At 65.4% G+C, this 19,786-nt stretch carries 22 protein-coding genes; 17 read left to right on the plus strand and 5 right to left on the minus strand.

Annotated features, from left to right (window positions below; genetic code table 11):
• Positions 1-311: 311 nt before the first annotated feature.
• The 3 genes from AC5ZFO_RS17920 to AC5ZFO_RS17930 all read right to left on the minus strand — a co-directional run bounded on the left by AC5ZFO_RS17920 (position 312) and on the right by AC5ZFO_RS17930 (position 2,925).
• A complete protein-coding gene (locus AC5ZFO_RS17920; RefSeq protein WP_282522338.1) occupies positions 312-800 on the minus strand; it encodes a hypothetical protein in 489 nt (162 codons plus the stop codon).
• A 166-nt stretch (positions 801-966) separates the two neighbouring features.
• Positions 967-1,419, minus strand: a complete 453-nt coding sequence (locus tag AC5ZFO_RS17925) for a DNA polymerase III subunit chi (protein ID WP_282522337.1) — start codon at positions 1,417-1,419, stop codon at positions 967-969.
• Between the two features lie 6 nt (positions 1,420-1,425).
• Positions 1,426-2,925 carry a leucyl aminopeptidase gene (locus AC5ZFO_RS17930; RefSeq protein ID WP_282522336.1) on the minus strand — a complete coding sequence of 500 codons (1,500 nt, stop codon included), beginning with the start codon at positions 2,923-2,925 and terminating at the stop codon, positions 1,426-1,428.
• 341 nt (positions 2,926-3,266) lie between these two features.
• Between AC5ZFO_RS17930 and lptF the strand changes: the two genes are divergently transcribed.
• The 17 genes from lptF (at position 3,267) to AC5ZFO_RS18015 (ending at position 18,222) form a co-directional block, all read left to right on the plus strand.
• Positions 3,267-4,436, plus strand: a complete 1,170-nt coding sequence (gene lptF / locus AC5ZFO_RS17935) for an LPS export ABC transporter permease LptF (RefSeq protein WP_496122279.1) — start codon at positions 3,267-3,269, stop codon at positions 4,434-4,436.
• Complete coding sequence (gene lptG / locus AC5ZFO_RS17940) at positions 4,433-5,530, plus strand: LPS export ABC transporter permease LptG (protein ID WP_282522334.1); 1,098 nt, start codon at positions 4,433-4,435, stop codon at positions 5,528-5,530. Before lptF ends, lptG begins: the two co-directional genes overlap by 4 nt.
• On the plus strand, positions 5,530-8,016 hold the full coding sequence (locus AC5ZFO_RS17945; RefSeq protein WP_282522333.1) for an LPS-assembly protein LptD: 2,487 nt from the start codon (positions 5,530-5,532) through the stop codon (positions 8,014-8,016). The genes lptG and AC5ZFO_RS17945 overlap by 1 nt, the downstream gene beginning before the upstream one ends.
• A 68-nt stretch (positions 8,017-8,084) precedes the next feature.
• Complete coding sequence (locus AC5ZFO_RS17950; protein WP_282522332.1) at positions 8,085-9,020, plus strand: peptidylprolyl isomerase family protein; 936 nt, start codon at positions 8,085-8,087, stop codon at positions 9,018-9,020.
• Complete coding sequence (gene pdxA / locus AC5ZFO_RS17955; RefSeq protein ID WP_496122280.1) at positions 9,020-10,054, plus strand: 4-hydroxythreonine-4-phosphate dehydrogenase PdxA; 1,035 nt, start codon at positions 9,020-9,022, stop codon at positions 10,052-10,054. Before AC5ZFO_RS17950 ends, pdxA begins: the two co-directional genes overlap by 1 nt.
• Positions 10,054-10,911, plus strand: a complete 858-nt coding sequence (gene rsmA / locus AC5ZFO_RS17960; protein WP_282522330.1) for a 16S rRNA (adenine(1518)-N(6)/adenine(1519)-N(6))-dimethyltransferase RsmA — start codon at positions 10,054-10,056, stop codon at positions 10,909-10,911. Before pdxA ends, rsmA begins: the two co-directional genes overlap by 1 nt.
• A 22-nt stretch (positions 10,912-10,933) precedes the next feature.
• Positions 10,934-11,992: an alcohol dehydrogenase gene (locus AC5ZFO_RS17965; protein WP_282522329.1), complete on the plus strand. Its 1,059-nt coding sequence runs from the start codon at positions 10,934-10,936 to the stop codon at positions 11,990-11,992.
• Positions 11,993-12,152: 160 nt separating this feature from the next.
• A complete protein-coding gene (locus tag AC5ZFO_RS17970; protein WP_282522328.1) occupies positions 12,153-12,320 on the plus strand; it encodes a Flp family type IVb pilin in 168 nt (55 codons plus the stop codon).
• A gap of 74 nt (positions 12,321-12,394) precedes the next feature.
• Positions 12,395-12,628: a hypothetical protein gene (locus AC5ZFO_RS17975; protein WP_282522327.1), complete on the plus strand. Its 234-nt coding sequence runs from the start codon at positions 12,395-12,397 to the stop codon at positions 12,626-12,628.
• A gap of 242 nt (positions 12,629-12,870) precedes the next feature.
• Positions 12,871-13,581, plus strand: coding sequence for a Crp/Fnr family transcriptional regulator (locus AC5ZFO_RS17980; RefSeq protein WP_282522326.1), 711 nt, complete (start codon positions 12,871-12,873; stop codon positions 13,579-13,581).
• Between the two features lie 48 nt (positions 13,582-13,629).
• A complete protein-coding gene (locus AC5ZFO_RS17985; protein WP_282522423.1) occupies positions 13,630-13,845 on the plus strand; it encodes a DUF6894 family protein in 216 nt (71 codons plus the stop codon).
• A gap of 106 nt (positions 13,846-13,951) precedes the next feature.
• The gene (locus AC5ZFO_RS17990) at positions 13,952-14,143 is read left to right on the plus strand and encodes a hypothetical protein (RefSeq protein WP_282522325.1); all 192 of its coding nucleotides are present in this window, start codon (positions 13,952-13,954) and stop codon (positions 14,141-14,143) included.
• 36 nt (positions 14,144-14,179) lie between these two features.
• Positions 14,180-14,356, plus strand: coding sequence for a hypothetical protein (locus AC5ZFO_RS17995; RefSeq protein WP_496122281.1), 177 nt, complete (start codon positions 14,180-14,182; stop codon positions 14,354-14,356).
• Positions 14,357-14,417: 61 nt separating this feature from the next.
• On the plus strand, positions 14,418-14,639 hold the full coding sequence (locus tag AC5ZFO_RS18000) for a hypothetical protein (protein ID WP_282522323.1): 222 nt from the start codon (positions 14,418-14,420) through the stop codon (positions 14,637-14,639).
• Between the two features lie 266 nt (positions 14,640-14,905).
• A complete protein-coding gene (locus AC5ZFO_RS18005; protein WP_496122282.1) occupies positions 14,906-16,249 on the plus strand; it encodes a caspase family protein in 1,344 nt (447 codons plus the stop codon).
• Positions 16,250-16,277: 28 nt separating this feature from the next.
• Positions 16,278-16,790, plus strand: coding sequence for a hypothetical protein (locus tag AC5ZFO_RS18010; protein ID WP_282522321.1), 513 nt, complete (start codon positions 16,278-16,280; stop codon positions 16,788-16,790).
• Positions 16,791-16,941: 151 nt separating this feature from the next.
• Positions 16,942-18,222, plus strand: a complete 1,281-nt coding sequence (locus tag AC5ZFO_RS18015) for a hypothetical protein (RefSeq protein ID WP_282522320.1) — start codon at positions 16,942-16,944, stop codon at positions 18,220-18,222.
• On the opposite strand, the gene gmk is transcribed toward AC5ZFO_RS18015, so the two are convergent.
• Together gmk and AC5ZFO_RS18025 are read right to left on the minus strand one after the other, a co-directional pair.
• A complete protein-coding gene (gene gmk, locus AC5ZFO_RS18020; protein WP_028147733.1) occupies positions 18,155-18,814 on the minus strand; it encodes a guanylate kinase in 660 nt (219 codons plus the stop codon). The two genes, AC5ZFO_RS18015 and gmk, sit on opposite strands and share 68 nt — an antisense overlap.
• Positions 18,815-18,817: 3 nt before the next feature.
• Positions 18,818-19,705 carry a YicC/YloC family endoribonuclease gene (locus AC5ZFO_RS18025; protein WP_282522422.1) on the minus strand — a complete coding sequence of 296 codons (888 nt, stop codon included), beginning with the start codon at positions 19,703-19,705 and terminating at the stop codon, positions 18,818-18,820.
• Between the last annotated feature and the right edge of the window lie 81 nt (positions 19,706-19,786).

The following is a 19,786-nucleotide window of genomic DNA, read 5'->3' on the forward strand; positions in this document are numbered from 1 at the left end:
GGACAGATGGCAGCATCCGACTACGTGCCAATCTTCCTCAAAAACCGCTTGCATCTGGCGGGGCGTCCACAGATGAGTACGCAAACCTGGATCGTTGCTCTCGTGCCCGGACGTAGCGCAGCACGATAGTGGTGCGCTACTGAGCCGGGGGCCCATGACCGAGAGAGACTGGATCGAGAGAGACCAGGTCTCGGCTCGGCGCAGCAGCGCATAATGCGTGGAAGACGCGCGTGAACGCGCTGATGGCGCGTCGAAGACGCGCGTGAACGCGCTGGTGGCGCTGCAGCGCGTCCGGGGCACGAGAGTTCGCCTTACGCCGACTTCTTCTTCGGCTTCGGCTTGGTCGCCTTCGGCATGACAGGCGCTTCCGGCGTGCCCTCGATCGAGGACAGGCGGCCGGACGTGAAGGTGTAGATGCCCGCGCGCGGACCGGTGCTCCAGGTGACCACGGCAACGCGCCGGCCGGCGGCATCACTGGAGAGATTGACGGTCGAGGGCGCGCCGATGCCGCGCACCACGTCGCATTCGGTGTGACCGAGCGCGACCGTGCCGCCCATGGGCGCCGGCGCCGTCGTCGAAGCATTGGCGTCAGCCGGCCCGGGGGGCGGCGTCATGCCGGGACAGGCGCCGTCGGCGCTGACCAGATCCCCGGCCGTCACGGGCTTGTCGGGGGTCAACGGCGGCGATTCGATTGAGATGCTCTTGATGAACAGGCGGCTCGGCGTGTTGAACCACTGGGCATCCTTGGACAACAGATCGGTCCCCGAGCAGCCCGCGAGCAGCGGTGCTACGGCAGCCAACGCAACTATGAGCGAGCTGGGAAGCTTTTGATGTCGCACGATAAACTAAATTCCCCGCATGAAGGACCGGCCCTAAGCGATTGTCCCAACATCACTTTGCGGCACGAAGGTGACAAAAGCCAGCATCGCCCGAAAAGTGCAAATTATCATTAATTGGAAACGATCGCTAATTCCGGCGCTGCCAACGGCCCCGTTCGTCGGCCTGCCAATAGGTGACATCAAATCCCCGCGCCTTGCAATCCGTCCAGGCGCTCCGGGCAAACGCCAGCGCGTCCGGATCGTCGCCGTTGAACAGCAGCACCATGCGCTCATAGCCCTGCGCGTCCTGCGGCAGCGCGGCGTTGTCGACCAGGAAGCGGACATTGGCGCCGTTGGGATTGTCCTCCTCGATCGCCAGCACGATCGGCTGATCGGCGGCATCGTTCACGCGCCATGTCGCGTGCGGCAGGAAGGAATCGTCGCGATAGGTCCATAAATGCGCGTCGAGCGCGTCGGCGCGCTCCGGCGAGGTCGACTGCACCACGACGCGCCAGCCGCGCTCGAGCGATTTCTCGAGAAGCGGCGGCAACACGCTCTCCACCGTCATGTTTTGCAGATGGTAGAAAAGCACTTCGGTCATCTCAGATCATTTGCGCTCGTAGTGGTCGGCGACCAGACGGTCGAGCAAACGGACACCATAGCCGCTTCCCCAACTCTGGTTGATGTCGGTCTTCGGCGCGCCCATCGCGGTGCCGGCGATGTCGAGATGCGCCCAGGGAGTGCCGTCGACGAAGCGCTGCAGGAACTGCGCCGCGGTGATCGAGCCGCCATGGCGGCCGCCGGTGTTCTTCATGTCGGCGAACTGGGAATCGATCAGCTTGTCGTATTCGGGGCCGAGCGGCATGCGCCAGACCTTCTCCCCGCTCTCGATGCCGGCCGCGAGCAGACGGTCGGCGAGCTCGTCATTGTTGGAGAACATGCCGGCATGCTCGGTGCCGAGCGCGACCATGATCGCGCCGGTCAGCGTCGCCAGATCCACCATGAATTTCGGCTTGGTCTTTTTCGCCACGTACCAGAGCACGTCGGCCAGCACGAGGCGGCCTTCGGCGTCGGTGTTGATGATCTCGATGGTCTGGCCGGACATCGAGGTGACGATGTCGCCCGGCCGCTGCGCATTGCCGTCGGGCATGTTCTCGACGAGGCCGATGGCGCCGACCACGTTGGCCTTGGCCTTGCGCGCGGCGAGCGCGTGCATCAGGCCGACGACGCAGGCGGCCCCGCCCATGTCACCCTTCATGTCCTCCATGCTGCCGGCCGGCTTGATCGAAATGCCGCCGGTGTCGAAGCAGACGCCCTTGCCGACGAAGGCGACCGGCGCCTCGCCCTTCTTGCCACCGTCCCAGCGCATGATCACGGTGCGGCTCGGCCGCGTCGAGCCCTGGCCGACACCGAGCAGCGCGCCCATGCCGAGCTTGTCCATCGCCTTGACATCGAGCACCTCGACCTTGACGCCGAGCTTGCGGAGCAGGGCCGCGCGGCGCGCGAACTCCTCGGGGAAAAGCACGTTCGGCGGCTCGTTGACGAGGTCGCGCGCGATGATCACGCCGTCGACGACATGGCCGGCCGAGGCAAACGCCTTCTTCGCCGCGATGGCATCGCCGACCGCAAGCGAGACGTCGGCGCGCAAGCCGCCCTCCTCGCCGTCTTTCTTTTTCGTCTTGTAGCGATCGAACTTGTAGGCGCGCAGCCGCAGGCCCGAGGCGATCGCAACCGCCTGCTCGCTGGTCATCGCGCCATTGGGCAGTTCCGCGACGATGGTCATGGCAGCGGCCGCGGCCGAAAGCTTGCTCGCCGCCACGCCGCCGAATTTGAGGAAGTCGTTCGCCTTCAGGCTCGCCGCCTTGCCGGCGCCGATCACAACGAGGCGGGTGGCCTTCACCCCCTCCGGTGCCAGGATGTCCAGCGCGGCGCCGCTTTTGCCTTTGAACCCGGCGGCGGAGGCCGCCCGCTTGACCAGCTCAGTGGCGCCGCCGAGCGCCTTGGCCGTCGCCGGGCCGAGCTTCAAAGTGTCGTCGCAGAACACGACCAGGATGCCACGGGCGGCAGCAGACAACGGAACAAAGCCGACCTTGATGGCATCGGACATGGGTAACTCCTTCAAAACATCGGGCTTTTCGCCGCTCGACGGACCCGGCCTCGGGCCGGAGCTGAACGACGATTCACTGGACTTTCCCCACTATGGGCCACCGGCCCGGTGGCTGCCAAGCACCCCCGTGGCCGCCGGGCCACAACGAGGGAAATATTAACCATATATTGACGGTGCCACGGGGCAGCCATTTTGTTGATGGATCAAAGGGATGGTAGTGAGAGAGTAAGCCGGTGGTAGAGGTGGTTGGCCGACCTTGGGGATCCCCTGATCGGGGATTGGTTGGGCAGCCGGACTTCCGGCCTGCATTGGGGCGCTGGTGGGGATTCGTGCGGTAGCGCATGGGGTCAATCGATAGGTATATCTTCCGCACGACGCTAGCGTCGTTTGCGATGGTCCTGGTCAGCCTCACCGGCGTGATCTGGATTACGCAGGCGTTGCGCGGCATCGACCTGATGACGAGCCAGGGTCAGACCATCCTGACCTTCCTCGGCATCACCAGCCTCGTCGTGCCGGCGCTGGTCCTGATCATCTCGCCGATCGCGCTGATGATCGCGATCTCGCACACGCTGAACAAGCTCGCGACCGATTCCGAGATCATCGTGATGAATGCCGCCGGCTTCTCGCCGTTCCGGCTGTTCTATCCGTTCTTCTACGCCACCTGTGTCGTGGCGCTGCTCGTCGCCTTCATCGCGGCCTACCTGGCCCCCGACGGCATGCGGCGGATCAAGCAGTGGGACGCCGAGATCACCGCCGACGTGCTCACCAACATCCTCCAGCCCGGCCGCTTCGCCCAGCTCGACAAGAACCTCACGATCCGGATCCGCGAACGCCAGCCCGGCGGCATCCTCGCCGGGATATTCATCGACGATCGCCGCGATCCCAACGAGCGCGTCTCGATCGTCGCCGAGCATGGCGAGGTCGTGAAGAACGACAACGGCTCGTTCCTGGTGCTCAAGGACGGCAATCTCCAGCGCTTCGAGGCCGGCAAGCGCGATCCCGCGTTGGTGGCGTTCGGCCGCTACGGCTTCGACATGTCGAAGTTCTCGGGCCAGGGTCACGACGTCACCCTCGGCATCCGCGAGCGCTATCTCTGGGAGCTGTTCTCCCCGTCCGAGGACGATCCGGTCTACAAGCAGATTCCCGGCCAGTTCCGCTCGGCTCTGCACGACAGCCTGCTGGCGCCGATCTATCCCTTCGCCTTTGCCGTTTTGACCTTCGCCTTCCTCGGCGCGCCGCGCACCACGCGCCAGAGCCGCAACTTCTCGATCGGCGGCTCCGTGATCGCCGTGTTCGGCCTGCGCATGGCGGGATTCGCCTGCTCGGTGATGGCGGTGAAGTCGCCGGGCCCGGTGCTGTTCCAATACGCGATGGTTTTGGGCGCCATCGGCGTCGGGCTGTGGATGATCATCGGCGGCATCGTGGTCGAGCCGCCGCCCCGCCTCATCGAGGCCATCAACAGGTCGAACGCGCGTATCGCGCGGCTGTTCGGACGGCCGGCCGCCGCATGAGCATGCTCACCAACACCCTCGGGCGCTATTTCGCCGGACGCTTCGTGGTCGCGGCGCTCGGCGTGTTCGCGAGCATCTTCCTGCTGCTGGTGCTGGTCGACTACATCGAGATGGTGCGCAAGACCTCAGGGCTCGCATCCGCCTCCGCGATCATGGTGGCCGAGACTTCGCTGTTCCGGGTCCCGCAATTGCTCGAGAAGCTGACGCCGTTCTGCATGCTGATCGGCGCCATGACCTGCTATCTCGCCCTCTCCCGCCGGCTCGAGCTCGTGGTCGCGCGCGCCGCCGGCATCTCCGCATGGCAATTCATCTCGCCGGCCCTCGGCAGCGCACTCCTGATCGGGGTGATCGCCACCGTCGCCTACAATCCGATGTCGGCGAACCTGCGCGAGCTGTCCAAGCGCATGGAAGCCGAGCTGTTCGGCTCGGCCCCCGGCGGCGGCATCCAGGACGCCTCCGGCTTCTGGCTCAACCAGGTCACCAATGACGGCCAGGTCATCATCAACGCGGCGCGCAGCGAGCAGCAGGGCGTACGGCTGACCGGCCTGACCCTGTTCCGATTCGATACGGACTGGCATTTCAAGGAACGGATCGAGGCGCGCGAGGCGGCGCTGGAATCCGGTCACTGGCAGTTCAAATCGGTGCGCCGCTTCTCGCTGGATTCGCCGCCGATCGACCAGGCGACGTTGGAGATTCCGACGACGCTGACCGAAGCCCAGATCCGCAACAGCTTTTCCACACCCGAGACTGTGTCTTTTTGGCAACTACCGAGCTACATCCGCTCCTCCGAGAGCTCGGGGTTCGCGACAGCCGGCTATCGACTCCAGTATCACAAGCTCCTGGCACAGCCGTTTTTGCTGGCCGCTATGGTGATGCTGGCGGCTTCGGTGTCGTTGCGCTTCTTCCGGATGGGCGGCGTGCAGAAGATGGTTTTGAGTGGCGTGGGCGCAGGCTTTCTGCTCTACGTTCTGTCGAAAGTGACTGAAGACTTGAGCAAGGCTGAGTTGATGCATCCGATCGCTGCGGCGTGGTTGCCCGCGGTGGTGGGCGGCCTCACCGGCTTTTTGGCCTTGTTGTATCAGGAGGACGGTTAGTGACTGCCGTCCATCGAGGGCTCGTGTCTCGCTTGACGCGGCGTACTGTGGTGCGCGCGAACGGATTCGGCTTGTCCATTCGCAGGCTCCTGCTGGCTGTCGCCGCCGTGGCGTCGCTCGGCGGGCTGATGGATGTTGCCGCCGTGACGCCGGCCTCCGCTCAGAGCTTCACCTACAATCCGCTGCCGCCGCGTCCGAAGCCGCCGAGGGTCGCCAACGACAACCAGATGCTGGTTCAGGCGACCGAGGTCGACTACGACTACAACAATTCGCGCGTCTCCGCGGTCGGTAACGTCCAGCTGTTCTACAACGGCACCAGCGTCGAGGCCGACAAGGTCATCTACGACCAGAAGACCAAGCGGCTGCATGCCGAAGGCAACGTCCGCATGACGGATGCCGACGGCAAGATCACCTATGCCGAGATCCTGGATCTCTCCGACGACTACCGCGACGGTTTCGTCGATTCGCTGCGCGTGGACACCGCCGACCAGACCCGCATGGCCGCGAGCCGCGCCGACCGCTCCAGCGGCAACTACACGGTGTTCGAGAACGGCGTCTACACGGCCTGCGCGCCGTGTAAGGACGATCCGAAGAAGCCGCCGCTGTGGCAGGTCAAGGGTGCCCGCATCATCCACGACCAGCAGGAGAAGATGCTGTATTTCGAGACGGCACAGCTCGAATTCTTCGGCGTGCCGATCGCCTACATGCCCTATTTCTCGACGCCCGACCCGACCGTGAAGCGCAAGACCGGTTTCCTGATGCCGGGCTTCACGTCGAACACGCCGTTCGGCTACGGCGTCGAAGTTCCGTTCTACTGGGCGATCGCACCCGATATGGACATGACCTTCAGCCCGCGCATCACCTCAAAGCAGGGCGTGCTGTTCCAGGCCGAGTACCGCCAGCGCCTGATGGACGGCGCCTACCAGATCCGCGTCTACGGCATCGACCAGCTCGACCCCGGCGCACTCGCCGGCCAGCCCGGCGACCGCCAGTTCCGCGGCGCCGTCGACACCAAGGGTCAGTTCGCGCTGAACGACAAGTGGGTCTGGGGCTGGGACGGCGTCGTCATGTCCGACTACTACTTCTTCTCGGACTACCGCTTGTCGCAATACCGCGATCCGCTGGGCTCGTTCCTGTATCTGCCGACCGACGCATTGTCGCAGCTCTATCTGACCGGCGTCGGCAATCGCAGCTTCTTCGATGCGCGCACGATGTACTGGCTGAGCTATTCGGGTAACCAGAGCCAGGTGCCGATCGTCTATCCCGTGATCGACTATTCGAACGTGCTCAACTATCCGGTGTTCGGCGGCGAGTTCAGCTACAAGACCAACTTCACGAACCTGTCGCGTGACACCGCGGTGTTCGATCCGATCACCACGCTCGCCAATACCGCCAGCCTGTGCACGACGACGTCGGCCGATCCGCTCGCGCGCACGCCGTCGCAGTGCCTGCTGCGCGGCGTCCCCGGCACCTACACCCGCCTCACGGCGGAAGCGCAGTGGCGCAAGTCCTTCACCGACCCGTTCGGCGAGATCTGGACGCCGTTCGCCATCCTCCGCGCCGACGCGGTCAACGCCTCGATCTCCAACCAGCCGGGCGTGTCGAACTACCTGCCGGTCGGCGACACTCAGGCGTTCCGCCTGATGCCGACGGTCGGCCTCGAATACCGCTATCCCTTCATCAACGTTCAGCCCTGGGGCTCGACCACCATCGAGCCGATCGCGCAGATCATCATCCGGCCGAACGAGACCTACGCCGGCAGGTTCCCGAACGAGGACGCCCAGAGCATGGTGTTCGACACCTCGAACCTGTTCAGCGTCGACAAGTTCTCCGGTTACGACCGCGTCGAGGGCGGCGGCCGCGCCAATGTCGGCGTGCAGTCCACCACGCAGTTCGACAAGGGCGGCGCCGTCAAAGTGCTGTTCGGCCAGTCCTACCAGCTGTTCGGCCTGAACTCCTACACGGTCCAGGACACCATCAACACCGGCCTTGATTCCGGCCTCGACAAGCCGCGCTCGGATTACGTGGCGAGCGCCAGCTACTCACCCAACAGCACCTACACGTTCAGCGTCCGCTCCCGCATGGACGAGCAGACCTGGAACGTGCAGCGCTTCGAGGCGGAAGGCCGCGCCAACTTCAATCGCTGGTCGGTCAGCATGATGTACGGCAATTACGCCGAGCAGCCGGAGCTCGGCTATCTGACGCGGCGCGAGGGCATCCTGACCTCGGGCTCGATCAAGGTCGCGGCCAATTGGGTGGTGACCGGCTCGGCGCGCTGGGACCTCGAGGCCAACAAGCTCAACCAGTATGTGCTCGGAGCGGGCTATGTCGACGATTGCTTCGTGCTCGGCGTGAACTATGTAACTTCGTATAGTTACTCTGCGGGCACGGCGCCGCCCGTGCTGAACCACGCGTTCATGTTCCAGATCGGCCTGCGCACGCTGGCGACCTCGACCGGGTCCAGCTCGTCCGCCGGCTACCAATGAACCGTCTGAAATGACGGCCGGGCTCTCCCGAGAGCGAGCTCATCCCGGCTGACATGCGAGCGATAATCATGACGACCCAATTGCCTGTTTTTCGCCTCCTCCTCGCCATCGGTGCCGGGTTGATCCTCACCGGCCTGCCCGCGCCGTCGCGCGCGCAGAACATCGTCGTGATGGTCAACGGCGACCCGATCACCGATTTCGACATCGAGCAGCGCTCCAAGCTCGACCAGCTGACCACGCAGAAGACCCCCAGCCGCCAGGACGTCATCAACGAGCTGATCGACGACAAGGTGAAGCTCAAGGAAGGCAAGAAATACGGCGTCGACCCCGGCATCTCCGACATCAACCAGTCCTACGAGGGCATGGCGCAGCGCATGCGAATCACGCCGGATCAGCTCACCAAGTCGCTCGAGGTCAAGGGCGTCCGCCCCGAGACGCTGAAGGGCCGCATGAAGGCCGAGATGGTCTGGACCAGCCTCGTACGCGGACGCTTCAAGGAGAAGCTGATGGTCGGCGAGCGCGACGTCGCGCAGGCCGTGCAGGCCCAGACCGGCGACAAGCTCCAGATCGAGGGCACCGAGTACAAGATGCAGCCGATCGTGCTGATCGTGCCGCGCGGCTCGTCCCCGGCGTTCCTGGAGACGCGGCAGAAGGAAGCCGAGAGCTATCGCTCGCGTGTCGGAAGCTGCGAGGAAGCCAATTCGCTGTTCCGCTCGACGCCGAACGCCACCATCCGCGACACCGTCACCAAGACCACCGCGGAACTGCCCGAGGCGCTTCGCAAGGTGCTCGACGACACCCAGATCGGCCACCTGACCGCGCCGGAGGTCACCAAGGCGGGCATCGAGATGGTCGTGCTGTGCTCGCGCAAGCCGACCATGATCGACACGCCGAAAAAGCGCGAGGTCCGCGAGAAGATGTATTCGGAGAAATACGAGAAGACCCAGAAGGCCTATCTCGATGATCTCCGGAAAGCGGCGATGATCGAATATCGCAACCGCTGATGGCCAACTTCGCCTTAGAACCTTCCATCAAGCCTTCGAAGCCCCTCGCCCTGACCCTGGGAGAGCCCGCCGGCATCGGCCCCGACATCACGATCGCAGCCTGGCTCAGACGCCGCGAACTGAACCTGCCCGCCTTCTATCTGCTCGGCGACGAGGCCTTCGTCGCCCGCCGCGCCAAGGCCCTCGGCGCCGATATCCGGATTGCCTCGGTAAGCGCCGGCGAGGCTGCAGCCGCCTTCACCGAGGCCCTGCCCGTGGTCGCAACGGGTGAGAGTGCGACAGCCGAGCCCGGCAAGCCCGATGACGCGAGCGCACCGGCCGCGCTCACCTCGATCCGGCAGGCGGTCACCGATGTCCGTGAAGGCCGCGCCAGCGCCGTCGTCACCAACCCGATCGCCAAGAGCGTGCTCTACCGCTCAGGCTTCCGCCATCCCGGGCACACCGAATACCTCGCCGAGCTTGCCGCAGAGAACGGCCGCGTGCCGCAGCCGGTGATGATGCTGTGGTCGCCGCGGCTCGCCGTGGTGCCCGTGACCATCCACGTCTCCTTGCGCGATGCGCTGGCCCAGCTCACCAGCGAGCTCATTGTCTCGACCGTGCGCATCGTCACGACCGAGCTGAAATCCCGCTTCGGCATCGAAAGGCCGCGCATCGCGATCTCCGGCCTCAACCCGCATGCCGGAGAGGACGGCTCGATCGGCCACGAGGAGCAGACCGTGATTGCGCCAGCGCTCAAGGTTCTGCGCAAGGACGGCATCGAGGCGAAGGGACCGCTCCCTGCCGACACCATGTTCCACGAGGCGGCGCGCGCGACCTATGACTGCGCGGTCTGCATGTATCACGACCAGGCGCTGATCCCGATCAAGACGGTCGCCTTCGACGACGCGGTCAATGTCACGCTCGGCCTGCCCTTCATCCGCACCTCGCCCGATCACGGCACCGCCTTCGACATCGCCGGCACGGCCAAGGCCAATCCGGCAAGCCTGATCGCTGCGCTCAAGCTCGCAAGCCGCATGGCGGCTGCGCAAAGCTGATGGGCGCGATCGACGACCTCCCGCCGCTTCGCGAGGTCATTCGCCAGCACGCACTGTCGGCACGCAAATCGCTGGGGCAGAACTTCCTGCTCGACCTCAATCTCACCGCGCGCATCGCGCGTGCCGCCGCGCCGCTCGAGGACTCCACCATCGTCGAGATCGGTCCCGGCCCGGGCGGGTTGACGCGCGCGTTGCTCGCGCTCGGCGCCAAACGCGTCATCGCCATCGAGCATGACGAGCGCGCGATCCCTGCGTTAGAGGACATTTCCACGCACTATCCCGGCCGGCTCGAGATCGTGCATGGCGATGCCATGACCTTCGACCCGCGTCCGCTGCTCAATGGCGAAAGAGCAAAGATCGTCGCGAACCTGCCCTACAACATCGCGACCCAGCTCCTGATCGGCTGGCTCACGACCGACCCCTGGCCGCCCTGGTACGACATGATGGTCCTGATGTTCCAGCGCGAGGTCGGCGAGCGCATCGTCGCGCGCGAGGACGAGGAGGCCTATGGTCGCCTCGGCGTGCTCGCCAACTGGCGCTGCGAGACAAAAATCCTGTTCGACATTTCGCCGTCGGCCTTCGTGCCGCCGCCGAAGGTCACCTCCTCCGTCGTGCGGCTGGTGCCGCGCGCAGAGCCCCTGCCTTGTGATCGCAAGCTGCTCGAACAGGTTGCAGCCGCCGCTTTCGGGCAGCGCCGAAAAATGCTGCGGCAAAGCCTGAAATCGCTTCAAGCGGATCCCGCTCGCCTTGCCGCGGCCGCAGGTGTCGATGCGACGCGGCGTGCCGAGACCATTCCAATATCAGGCTTTGTTGCCATGGCGCGTGAATTGGCGGATATACGAAAGCAAGCTGGATAACAGGAATTTCGGAGGAAGGAATATGGCGTTGATGCGTCGGCAGTCCCTGGTCAAGTTCGATGCGCCCTTGTGCGAGACCATCGTCGACACGCCGAAGCCGCAAGGCCGCGAGGTGCTGGTGCGCATCGAGCGCTGCGGCCTCTGCCATTCCGACCTGCACATCCAGGACGGCTATGCCGATCTCGGCGGCGGCAAGAAGCTCGACACCACGCGCGGCATGACGCTGCCGTTCACGCTCGGCCACGAGATCGCGGGCGTGGTCGACGAAGTCGGCCCTGACGTGCCGGCCGGCCTGGTCGGAGCGAAGAAGGCGGTCTTCCCGTGGATCGGCTGCGGCCAGTGCCGCGACTGCGCCAATGGCGACGAGAATCTTTGTGCGAAACAGCGCTTCCTCGGCGTCTCCATGGACGGCGGCTTCGCCACCCACGTGTTGGTGCCCGACGCAAAGTACCTGCTCGACTACGATCCCCTGCCCGTCAACCAGGCCGCCACGCTGATGTGCTCCGGCGTGACTGCCTATGGCGCGCTCAAGCGCCTGGTCGACCGTCCGCGCCAGCGCAATCTGCTGCTGATCGGGCTGGGCGGCGTCGGCATGATGGGCCTGTCATTTGCGCAGGCGATGTTCAAGCAGCCGATCACGGTCGCCGATCTCTCGCCGGCAGCGCGCGACACCGCGCTGAAGAACGGCGCAGCCGGCGCCTACGATCCGTCCGAGCCCGACGTGATCAAGCGCATCCTGAAAGAGACCGAGGGCGGCTTCGACGAGATCGTCGACTTCGCCGGCAACGAGAAATCGATGGCGTTTGCGGTGGCCGTCGCCGCACGCGGCGGCAAGATCGTGGTGTCCGGCCTGATGGGCGGCCAGTTCACGCTGCCGATGGTGCAATGGGTCTACAAGCGCATGACCATCGAAGGCTTCATGGTCGGCACGCTCACCGAGGCCCAGGAGCTGATGGCGCTTGCCCGCGCCGGCAAGATCAAGCCGACGCCGATGCGCGAGGAGCCGATGGGCGACGTCCAGAAATGGATCGACGAACTGCGCGCCGGCAAGGTCGTCGGCCGCATCGTGCTGAAGAACTGACGCGCGGGAAAATCCAGACAGGCTTGGCGGCGGGGCGAAGTCTCGCCGCCGCGTTTTCCTCCGCCGAATTAACCCGAAATTGACGCAAGCCCCGGTTCCAAATAGGGAAACCGGCACGCAGCGAATTAAAGTCCTCGCCAGCTTTGTCGTTGGAATTCTGGTGGGGCCATGCAGACCATCCGCCTTCCTGGCCGATGAAACCGGCGCTACTGCGATCGAGTACGGCCTGATCGCAGCCGGCATCGCGCTCGCGATCATCGCCGTGATCAACAATCTCGGCTCGTCGTTGAAGTTGAAATTCGGCTCGATCAGCACCTCGCTGAAATAGCGCGAACCCTGCCCGCTCACTGGAAGCACGTCGCTGCGCGCGGAACGGCTGCGGCCACACCGCGTTGGCAGCGCATGTCCATTCGTTGCACCGTCGAAAGCGCATTCTTCATCGCCTGGAGCTTCCTGGAGCAGAGCGGCGAGCTCGGACCTCCGGACGAGACCGCGAACACCATCCTGGATGCCATCGAAGCGCAGGTCAGGAAAGGTGAGCGCCGGCAGTTGGTGCTCGCCAACAAGGCGATCGATGCTTACCGCAAGCAGGTGGCCCAAAGCCGCCCGGCCGAACGCCAGATCCGTCTCCGATAAGGGCCTGCGGCACCTCACACGCGCTGGCTCATTTGGAAATTCCGTAGTTCTCCGGATGAGAACAAAGTTCGCAGCGTGTCCTGCGGGCAACGCTGGACGGCGCGACGCCTCGCTGCTGCGAACTTTTCGGTTTCCCGCAAACACTTGTGTTCACTTTGGAACTGTCGGTTCCTGCGCGGAAACGTAGGGTTTTTCCCAGAGACGCCGATTCCCAGCCCAACGAAGAGCCAGAGACAAGAAGCGTGACCGGCCGGCCCAGGAACGATCTGCTGCGAACGCTCAGCGCCCAGGATTTCGAGCTGCTCGCTCCGCATCTGCAATCGGTCGAGGTCGCCGCGAACCACGTTCTGCATCACGCTGGTGACGGCATCTCCGTCGTCCACTTCCCCTGCGGCCCTGCGTTCGTATCGTTCGCGGTGCCGGTTGAGGATGACCGCGAGGTCGAAAGTCTCCTGGTGGGCAGCGAGGGCGGGGTCGGCCTTTCCGCAGGCCGCAGTCCGTCGCTGGCCTTTTCCCGCGTCGTCGTGAAGGTCGGCGGCACGCTGGTTCGCCTGCCGCTGCGCGCGCTCGAGCAGGCGCAGCAGCGATCGCCCAGCCTGCACGAGAGTTTTTCGCGCTACGCAGCCTGCCAGTTCGCACAGCTGCTCCAGACCGCGGCCTGCAACGCGGCGCATTCGATCGAGCAACGCGCGGCGAAATGGATCATCGCGGCCCGGGAGCATATCGGCAGCGACGAAATCCGCCTCACCCATGAGCAGCTCGCCGGCATGCTCGGCGTCTCCCGCAGCTATGCCAGCCGCGTCATCCAGACGTTCAAGGCCAGGCGCATCCTCGCGACCCGCCGCGGTGCCATCCTGATTCTCGATGCGCCGGCGCTCGAGACGAGCGCCTGCACCTGCAACGGCGCGGTGAAGAAGCACTTTCGCGAAGTGCTGGGACGCGCGGCGGGCTAGAACGATCCGCGCAGCCGGAACATATTCGCGTGATCCGCATTGCCCGACATGCCGCGGTACTTCTTTCATTTCGAGGGCCAGCAACCTCATACCGACACGACCGGTGAAACGCTCCTCGACGACGATGCCGCCTGGCGCGAAGCGGTCCGTCTCTCCCGCGACGTCGAGCATGCGCTGCGCCCCGGCGACAGCTGGACGCTCAGCGTGTTTGACGGAAGCGAGCCTGTTTTCGTGCTTGCAATGGTGACACGTCGGTTTCGCTGACAGCCCTTCCCGTCGCCGCCGCACCGATCACATCAGACCACCAGTTGGAACGTCGCGAATGTCCCGTGCGTTGGCATCTCGTGAGGCAACGACGGAGTCAAAGCCCATGACGAAGCCGCTGACGAAAACGGTCAAGCCTGTTCCCGAGGAGAACCAGAGCCACAAGGGTCCCGGCAGCGCGCCGTCAGTTCCGCTCGACACCACGAAGGGCCATCGCGACGACGAGAAGCAGAACATTCGCGAGCAGGCCGAGCACGGCAACATCACCCAGAACACCACGAACAGGCGCATGGGATAGTCAAAACCAGGGGGATCGAAGAGAGGAGACACGAACTTGGTCAATCTCGGCAAATGGTACGATCCGATATCCGAGCGCTGGATCGCACCACGTCAATCACGCCTGAAGGACATCTCCTCTCCTGCAAGCGAGAACCACGTCCTTGAGCTGCAGCGGGCCATCGAAGTCAAGCGCATCTGGCGCGCACTCGTCGATTGCTGCGCCCGCGCCTGATGGTCTTGCGCACACGCCGCGGCGGAGGAACCCGCCGCGGGCCGCGCCGTTGTAACCGTGCATGAACGATCCCGCATCACCAGCAAGGCCCGTCGCAACCGCGATACGCTATTTGTCGACCATCGTCGGCTGCGCCTGCCTACTGCTGGCCGCAATCTGCATCGCCATCGCCTGCCAGGTCTTCATCCAGACCGGCGTGTTCGCGCAGTCCTACGCGATGGTGGGCCTCATCAGCACTGCGCTGGGGTGTCTGGCGCTGATGCTGACGCGGTCGTGGAAGTAGGCGTTCGCGCCCTCGCCCCCGTCACACCTGCGCGTGTCAAAACACCGATCCATCCCTCGTCATTCCAGCATGCGCGCGTGGTCCGCAGGGTGGTAGAGCCCTTTCGAAACCCATCACTTGGTCAACGCCGCTCTTGTCCCGGCCATGACGGCCTTTAACAGTCCTAGGCGACTGCCCTGCACAGAATGTCGCACCGCTTTTCGCCGGGGCGCCGGGCTGGTAGATTGGCGTCATTGCCTTGAAGAGTTTTCGCTTTGGGGGTTTTCATGCGCGCGAGGATTTTCAATCGCGTCGTGGGGCTGGCGGCGCTGGCCGCGGCCCTGCTTGTCGCGGCTGCGCCGGCCTCGGCCGAGAAGCGCATTGCGCTCGTTGTCGGCAACTCCGCGTACAAGAACATCACGCCGCTCGACAATCCGTCCAAGGACGCGAGCCTGATGGCGGAGACGCTTGGCGCGCTCGGCTTCACGCTGGTCGGCGGGCGCGCCCAGCTCGATCTCGACAAGGCCGCGATGGACATCGCGGTGCAGAGCTTTGGCCGGCAGGTCCAGGGCGCCGACGTCGCGTTGTTCTATTATGCCGGCCACGGCGTGCAGGTCGCCGGCTCCAACTATCTCGTGCCCGTCGGCGCCAATCCGACGCGCGAGGCCGATGTCGACTTCCAGATGACCGACGTCAACCTCGTGCTGCGGCAGATGCAGGGATCGGGCACGCGCCTCAACCTCGTGATCCTCGACGCCTGCCGCAACAACCCGTTTGGCTCACGCGGCCTGCGATCCTCCGACGGCGGCCTTGCGCCGATGCGCGCGCCGGAGGGCACGCTGATCTCCTACGCTACGCAGCCCGGCAACGTCGCGCAGGATGGCAGCGACGGCCACAGCCCCTACACCAAGGCGCTGGCGGCGACGGTTAGGACCGCGGGCCTCGACGTGTTCCAGACCTTCAACCAGGTCGGCCTCGCCGTGAAGCGCGCCACATCAGGCGCGCAGCAGCCCTGGGTGTCGTCCTCGCCGATCGACGGCACCTTCTATTTCGTGCCGCCGACGCAAAGCCCGCCGCCGCAGGTCGCGGCGATGCAGCCCGATCCGCTGCCGGCGGATCGGCTACGCGCCGATCCCGATCGCGTGCCGCTGCGCGATGCCGCGCTGCTGAGCGAATTGAGCGAGCGGCTTTACGAGCTCAATTTCGATCCTGACACGCCCGATGGACTGACCCGCGCGATCACGAAGCTCCAGCAGCGGATCTCGATGGCGCCGACGGGCGAAGCAACCGAAGGCCTGCTGCTGCGGATGCGCAAGATGGAGGATCTGAAGCCGTGGGGCTCGATCGTGTACGGGCCCGACAGCAGTAAATGGGGCATATCGTGGAACCACGCCTCGCGGCGCGCCGCGGTGGCGGATGCGCGCGGCAATTGCGCCGGCGCCAAATGTCCGATCGAGCTCTCCTTCTATGGCAACCGCTGCGGCGCGTTCGCGATTTCCGACAAATCCTGGTCGCTGGTCCAGCGCGACAGCATCCAGCACGCCAGGGATGCCGCGCTTGACGAATGCGGCAAGGCTGGCAAAGCTTGCCGCATTATCGGATCCGTCTGCGCCGACGGCTCCGGCCGCTGATACCTTTTTCATTTCGGATAGTTTCCTCATGCCCAATGCCGTCGTCCGCACGATCACCCTTGCGTCCCTCCTCAACCTCGCCCTCGCCTCGTCGTCCGCCCTCGCGCAATCCGGCAGCGCCGGCGGCTCGATCGGCAATGACGAGAAATCGCTGTCCGGCTCGCGCCAGGATCCTTCTTCAGGCCGCTCGGCCGAGCCGGCCGCGCCCTCACGCCGGAGCAAGCCGGCGACCGAGGAACGCTCGTCGCCTCGGCGAAGCGGAGGTGGCGGTGGAGGTGGCGGCGGCGGTTTCGACGGCGCCTGGGCGGTCGTCAGCGTTGGTTGCGGCGGCAGCACGAGCGGCGCAGTCGTCGTGAGCTCGGGCAAGATCATCGGCGAAGGCGTTCGCGGAACCGTCAGCCAGGGGGGCTCGGTCAGCACGTTCGGCCAGGGCCAGGGCGTGACCTTTACCAGCACGGGCCGGCTCTCGGGCCGCAGTGGTTCCGGAACGTGGCGCCGCTCCGACGGCTGCGGCGGAACCTGGAGTTCGGCGAAGCAATAGCCCTCGAAAACGCCTGAATTCGCGGCGGAACGAACGCCGCGCGGGCCCGATTCAAGCCACATCCTCTCCGGATTTGCGGCTCATTGCCACCCAAGTCTTTGATGACAAAGGGAAGGTAAAGAGTTGCGTTATGCGTAATCGGGAGACCAGGATGGGCAACCGCACCGCGAAGTTCATATCTGCGCTTGTCGGCAGCATCATCGCCGGCGCGCCACTGGCCGCCGTGTCGCAGAATGCGCCGGAGGCAACGAGCACGGCAAATGCCGCCGGCGACTGCCTCGCCTCGCCAAAGGGCGTCGCGCCGCAGGGGCAGCATTGGTACTATCGCCTGGAGCGCGGGACCAAGCGGCAATGCTGGTATCTGCGCGCCGAAGGCGGCAAGGATAGCGTCAAGGACAGCGCCAAGGCCGTGCAGACCGCGCAGGCTGCGCCCGATGCACCGACGGCAGATTCAGCTCCGCCGCAGCAGCACCCGGTGCAGGACGCACGCGCCGAATATCTGACGCCGCAGAGCAATGCCGCGCCGGCGACGCCGAATGCGCCCGCGCCAGCGAAACCAGCGCCGATGCAACAAGCTGCCACTCCCTCCGCCGACAGCAACGCGCAGCAGCCCGCGGTCGCCACGCGCTGGCCCGATGCCTCCGCCGCGGCCACGTCGCCCGCGCCGCAAGCTGCGCCCGCTCCTGTCGCCTCGCCCGCACCGCCGAGCGCAAAGCCGTCAAAATCCCCCGCCCCGGTCGCGCTTGCCGCGGCAGATGCAACCACCGATAAAGCGACCGGCTCGCTCCAGACGCTACTGCTCGTGATCGGCGGCGCGCTGGCGCTCGCCGGCCTCCTCGCCAGCATCGTCTATCGCTTCGCGGGCAGACGACGCATCCGCGTCCAGGCCGCTGACCATCGCCGCGTCAACTGGGACAATCGGGAGCCGCACGACGACGGCCGCGCGCCCTGGCTCGAGGCGATGCCGACTGCCGCGTCGCGCGCGCAGCAACCGCGCCCGGTGGATTTCGATGCCGTCCGTCCCCAGGCGGCCGCGCGTCCCCAAGCTGCCCAGCGCGAAGCCGCGCAGCCCAAGGCTGCGCAGATCAAGGCCGCGCAGCTCCAGGCGATCGATCGCTTGATCGATGTCGTCGATCAGCGAGCGCCCCAAGCCCGCCACGAGGTCGCAGAGCTCGACGAGGCCGACATGTTCAAAGGAGAGTTCGAGATCGAGGCATCGGGCCCCCGGCTCACGGCCAACGACATCAATGACAAAGTGCCGGCCGATCGCGCCGACGATCTGCAGATCGAGGACGCCGTCGACGTCGACGTGATCACGGCGATGCTGGAACGGCTGGCGCAGGAAGGACCGCGCCTCTCGAAGCCTAACCTTGAAGCTGGCCTTGCAAACCTCGTACGAAACCAACGAGGCCAGTCCGCCGCTCGCGCTTGAGGCGCTCGGCCTTCAGTATCGACTGCACCTCGGCAAACGCCTCGTCGACCGCGTGGTTGATGACGATGTAGTCGTACTCGGCCCAGTGGCTCATCTCGTGGCTGGCGCGGCTCATGCGCTTGCGGATCACCTCGTCGGAATCCTGCGCGCGCGAATGCAGCCGCTTCTCGAGATCGGCGGCCGAGGGCGGTAAAATGAACACGCTGACGACGTCCGCGCGTGCCTTCTCGCGGAGTTGCTGGGTGCCCTGCCAGTCGATGTCGAACAGCACGTCCTGCCCGGCCGACAGCGCCGCTTCGACCGGCGCACGCGGCGTGCCGTAGCTGTTGTCGAACACGGTCGCCCATTCCAGCAGCTCGTCGCCCTTCACCATCGCGTCGAACCTGGCCTTGTCGACGAACAGATAGTCGCGGCCGTCGACCTCGCCGGGCCGCATCGCCCGCGTGGTCGCGGAGACCGACATCCGCAGGCCGGTCATGCGCTCGATCAGCAGACGCGACAGCGTCGTCTTGCCCGCACCCGACGGCGAGGACAGCACGAACATCAATCCACGCCGCTCGACACCGTCAGTTCCGTGACCGCCCGTCGTCATCGATCACTCCAGATTCTGGACCTGCTCGCGGAATTGCTCGACCACATTCTTCATGGCCAGGCCCGTATTGGTCAGCTCGATGTCGTTCGACTTCGAGCAGCAGGTGTTGACCTCGCGGTGAAACTCCTGCGCCAGGAAGTCGAGCTTGCGGCCGATCGGGCCGCCCTTGCCGATCAGCTCGCGCGCCTGCGCGATGTGGGAGGCGATGCGGTCGAGCTCCTCGCGGATGTCGGCTCTGGTGGCGATCAGGATCGCCTCCTGCATCAGGCGGTCGGAATCGAAACGGTCGGAGGTGTCGAGCAGGGTTGCGATCTGCTCGGCGAGCCTCGCCTTGATTGCCTCGGGCTTGCGGCCCGGCGCGGCTTCCGCCTTCCTCGCCAGCAACTCGACCTCGTCGACCCGCTGGGTCAGGATCTGCCCGAGCGACGTGCCCTCGCGCTTGCGCATCTCGACGAGATCGGCGAGCGCCTTGTCGAAGGCCTCCGCGGCGGCGGCACGCGCGGCCTTGTCCTCCTCCTCGTCACCCTCGGGCTCGGCGACCTCGACGACGCCCTTGATGGCGAGCAGGCCGTCGACGCTCGGCGCGACCGCATCGACCTTGCCGGCGATCATCGTAGCCGCCTTCAGGACGGCATTGAGCACGTCCTCGTTGACGCGGACCGAGGCTGCGGCGTTGGCGCGCTTGACGTTGAGATTGGCGTAGACCGTGCCGCGCGACAGAAGCTCACCGGCGCGTTTCTTGGCGTGGGCCTCGAGCTCGTCGAACCCCTGCGGCAACCGCACCCGGAGGTCAAAGCCCTTGGCGTTGACCGACTTCAATTCCCATTCGAACGTATACGGCCCGCTAGCGCCGTGGCTTCGGGCAAAGCCGGTCATGGACGACAGCGCCATCAGGTCAATTTCTCCGGACACACAGGATTCGCGAGGCCCATCAGGCCACGCGAATCTTAAGACTATTTTGCAGGAAAGTGG

This window comes from Bradyrhizobium sp. Unk1, from assembly GCF_059512345.1.

Excerpts from the sequence above, each read along its gene's own strand:
- AC5ZFO_RS17925 (WP_282522337.1), bottom strand. The coding sequence starts at position 1,419 with ATGACCGAAGTGCTTTTCTACCATCTGCAAAACATGACGGTGGAGAGC.
- AC5ZFO_RS17930 (WP_282522336.1), bottom strand. The coding sequence starts at position 2,925 with ATGTCCGATGCCATCAAGGTCGGCTTTGTTCCGTTGTCTGCTGCCGCC.
- lptF (WP_496122279.1), top strand. The coding sequence starts at position 3,267 with ATGGGGTCAATCGATAGGTATATCTTCCGCACGACGCTAGCGTCGTTT.
- lptG (WP_282522334.1), top strand. The coding sequence starts at position 4,433 with ATGAGCATGCTCACCAACACCCTCGGGCGCTATTTCGCCGGACGCTTC.
- AC5ZFO_RS17950 (WP_282522332.1), top strand. The coding sequence starts at position 8,085 with ATGACGACCCAATTGCCTGTTTTTCGCCTCCTCCTCGCCATCGGTGCC.
- pdxA (WP_496122280.1), top strand. The coding sequence starts at position 9,020 with ATGGCCAACTTCGCCTTAGAACCTTCCATCAAGCCTTCGAAGCCCCTC.
- rsmA (WP_282522330.1), top strand. The coding sequence starts at position 10,054 with ATGGGCGCGATCGACGACCTCCCGCCGCTTCGCGAGGTCATTCGCCAG.
- AC5ZFO_RS17965 (WP_282522329.1), top strand. The coding sequence starts at position 10,934 with ATGGCGTTGATGCGTCGGCAGTCCCTGGTCAAGTTCGATGCGCCCTTG.
- AC5ZFO_RS17975 (WP_282522327.1), top strand. The coding sequence starts at position 12,395 with ATGTCCATTCGTTGCACCGTCGAAAGCGCATTCTTCATCGCCTGGAGC.
- AC5ZFO_RS17985 (WP_282522423.1), top strand. The coding sequence starts at position 13,630 with ATGCCGCGGTACTTCTTTCATTTCGAGGGCCAGCAACCTCATACCGAC.
- AC5ZFO_RS17990 (WP_282522325.1), top strand. The coding sequence starts at position 13,952 with ATGACGAAGCCGCTGACGAAAACGGTCAAGCCTGTTCCCGAGGAGAAC.
- AC5ZFO_RS18000 (WP_282522323.1), top strand. The coding sequence starts at position 14,418 with ATGAACGATCCCGCATCACCAGCAAGGCCCGTCGCAACCGCGATACGC.
- AC5ZFO_RS18005 (WP_496122282.1), top strand. The coding sequence starts at position 14,906 with ATGCGCGCGAGGATTTTCAATCGCGTCGTGGGGCTGGCGGCGCTGGCC.
- AC5ZFO_RS18010 (WP_282522321.1), top strand. The coding sequence starts at position 16,278 with ATGCCCAATGCCGTCGTCCGCACGATCACCCTTGCGTCCCTCCTCAAC.
- AC5ZFO_RS18015 (WP_282522320.1), top strand. The coding sequence starts at position 16,942 with ATGGGCAACCGCACCGCGAAGTTCATATCTGCGCTTGTCGGCAGCATC.
- gmk (WP_028147733.1), bottom strand. The coding sequence starts at position 18,814 with ATGACGACGGGCGGTCACGGAACTGACGGTGTCGAGCGGCGTGGATTG.
- AC5ZFO_RS18025 (WP_282522422.1), bottom strand. The coding sequence starts at position 19,705 with ATGGCGCTGTCGTCCATGACCGGCTTTGCCCGAAGCCACGGCGCTAGC.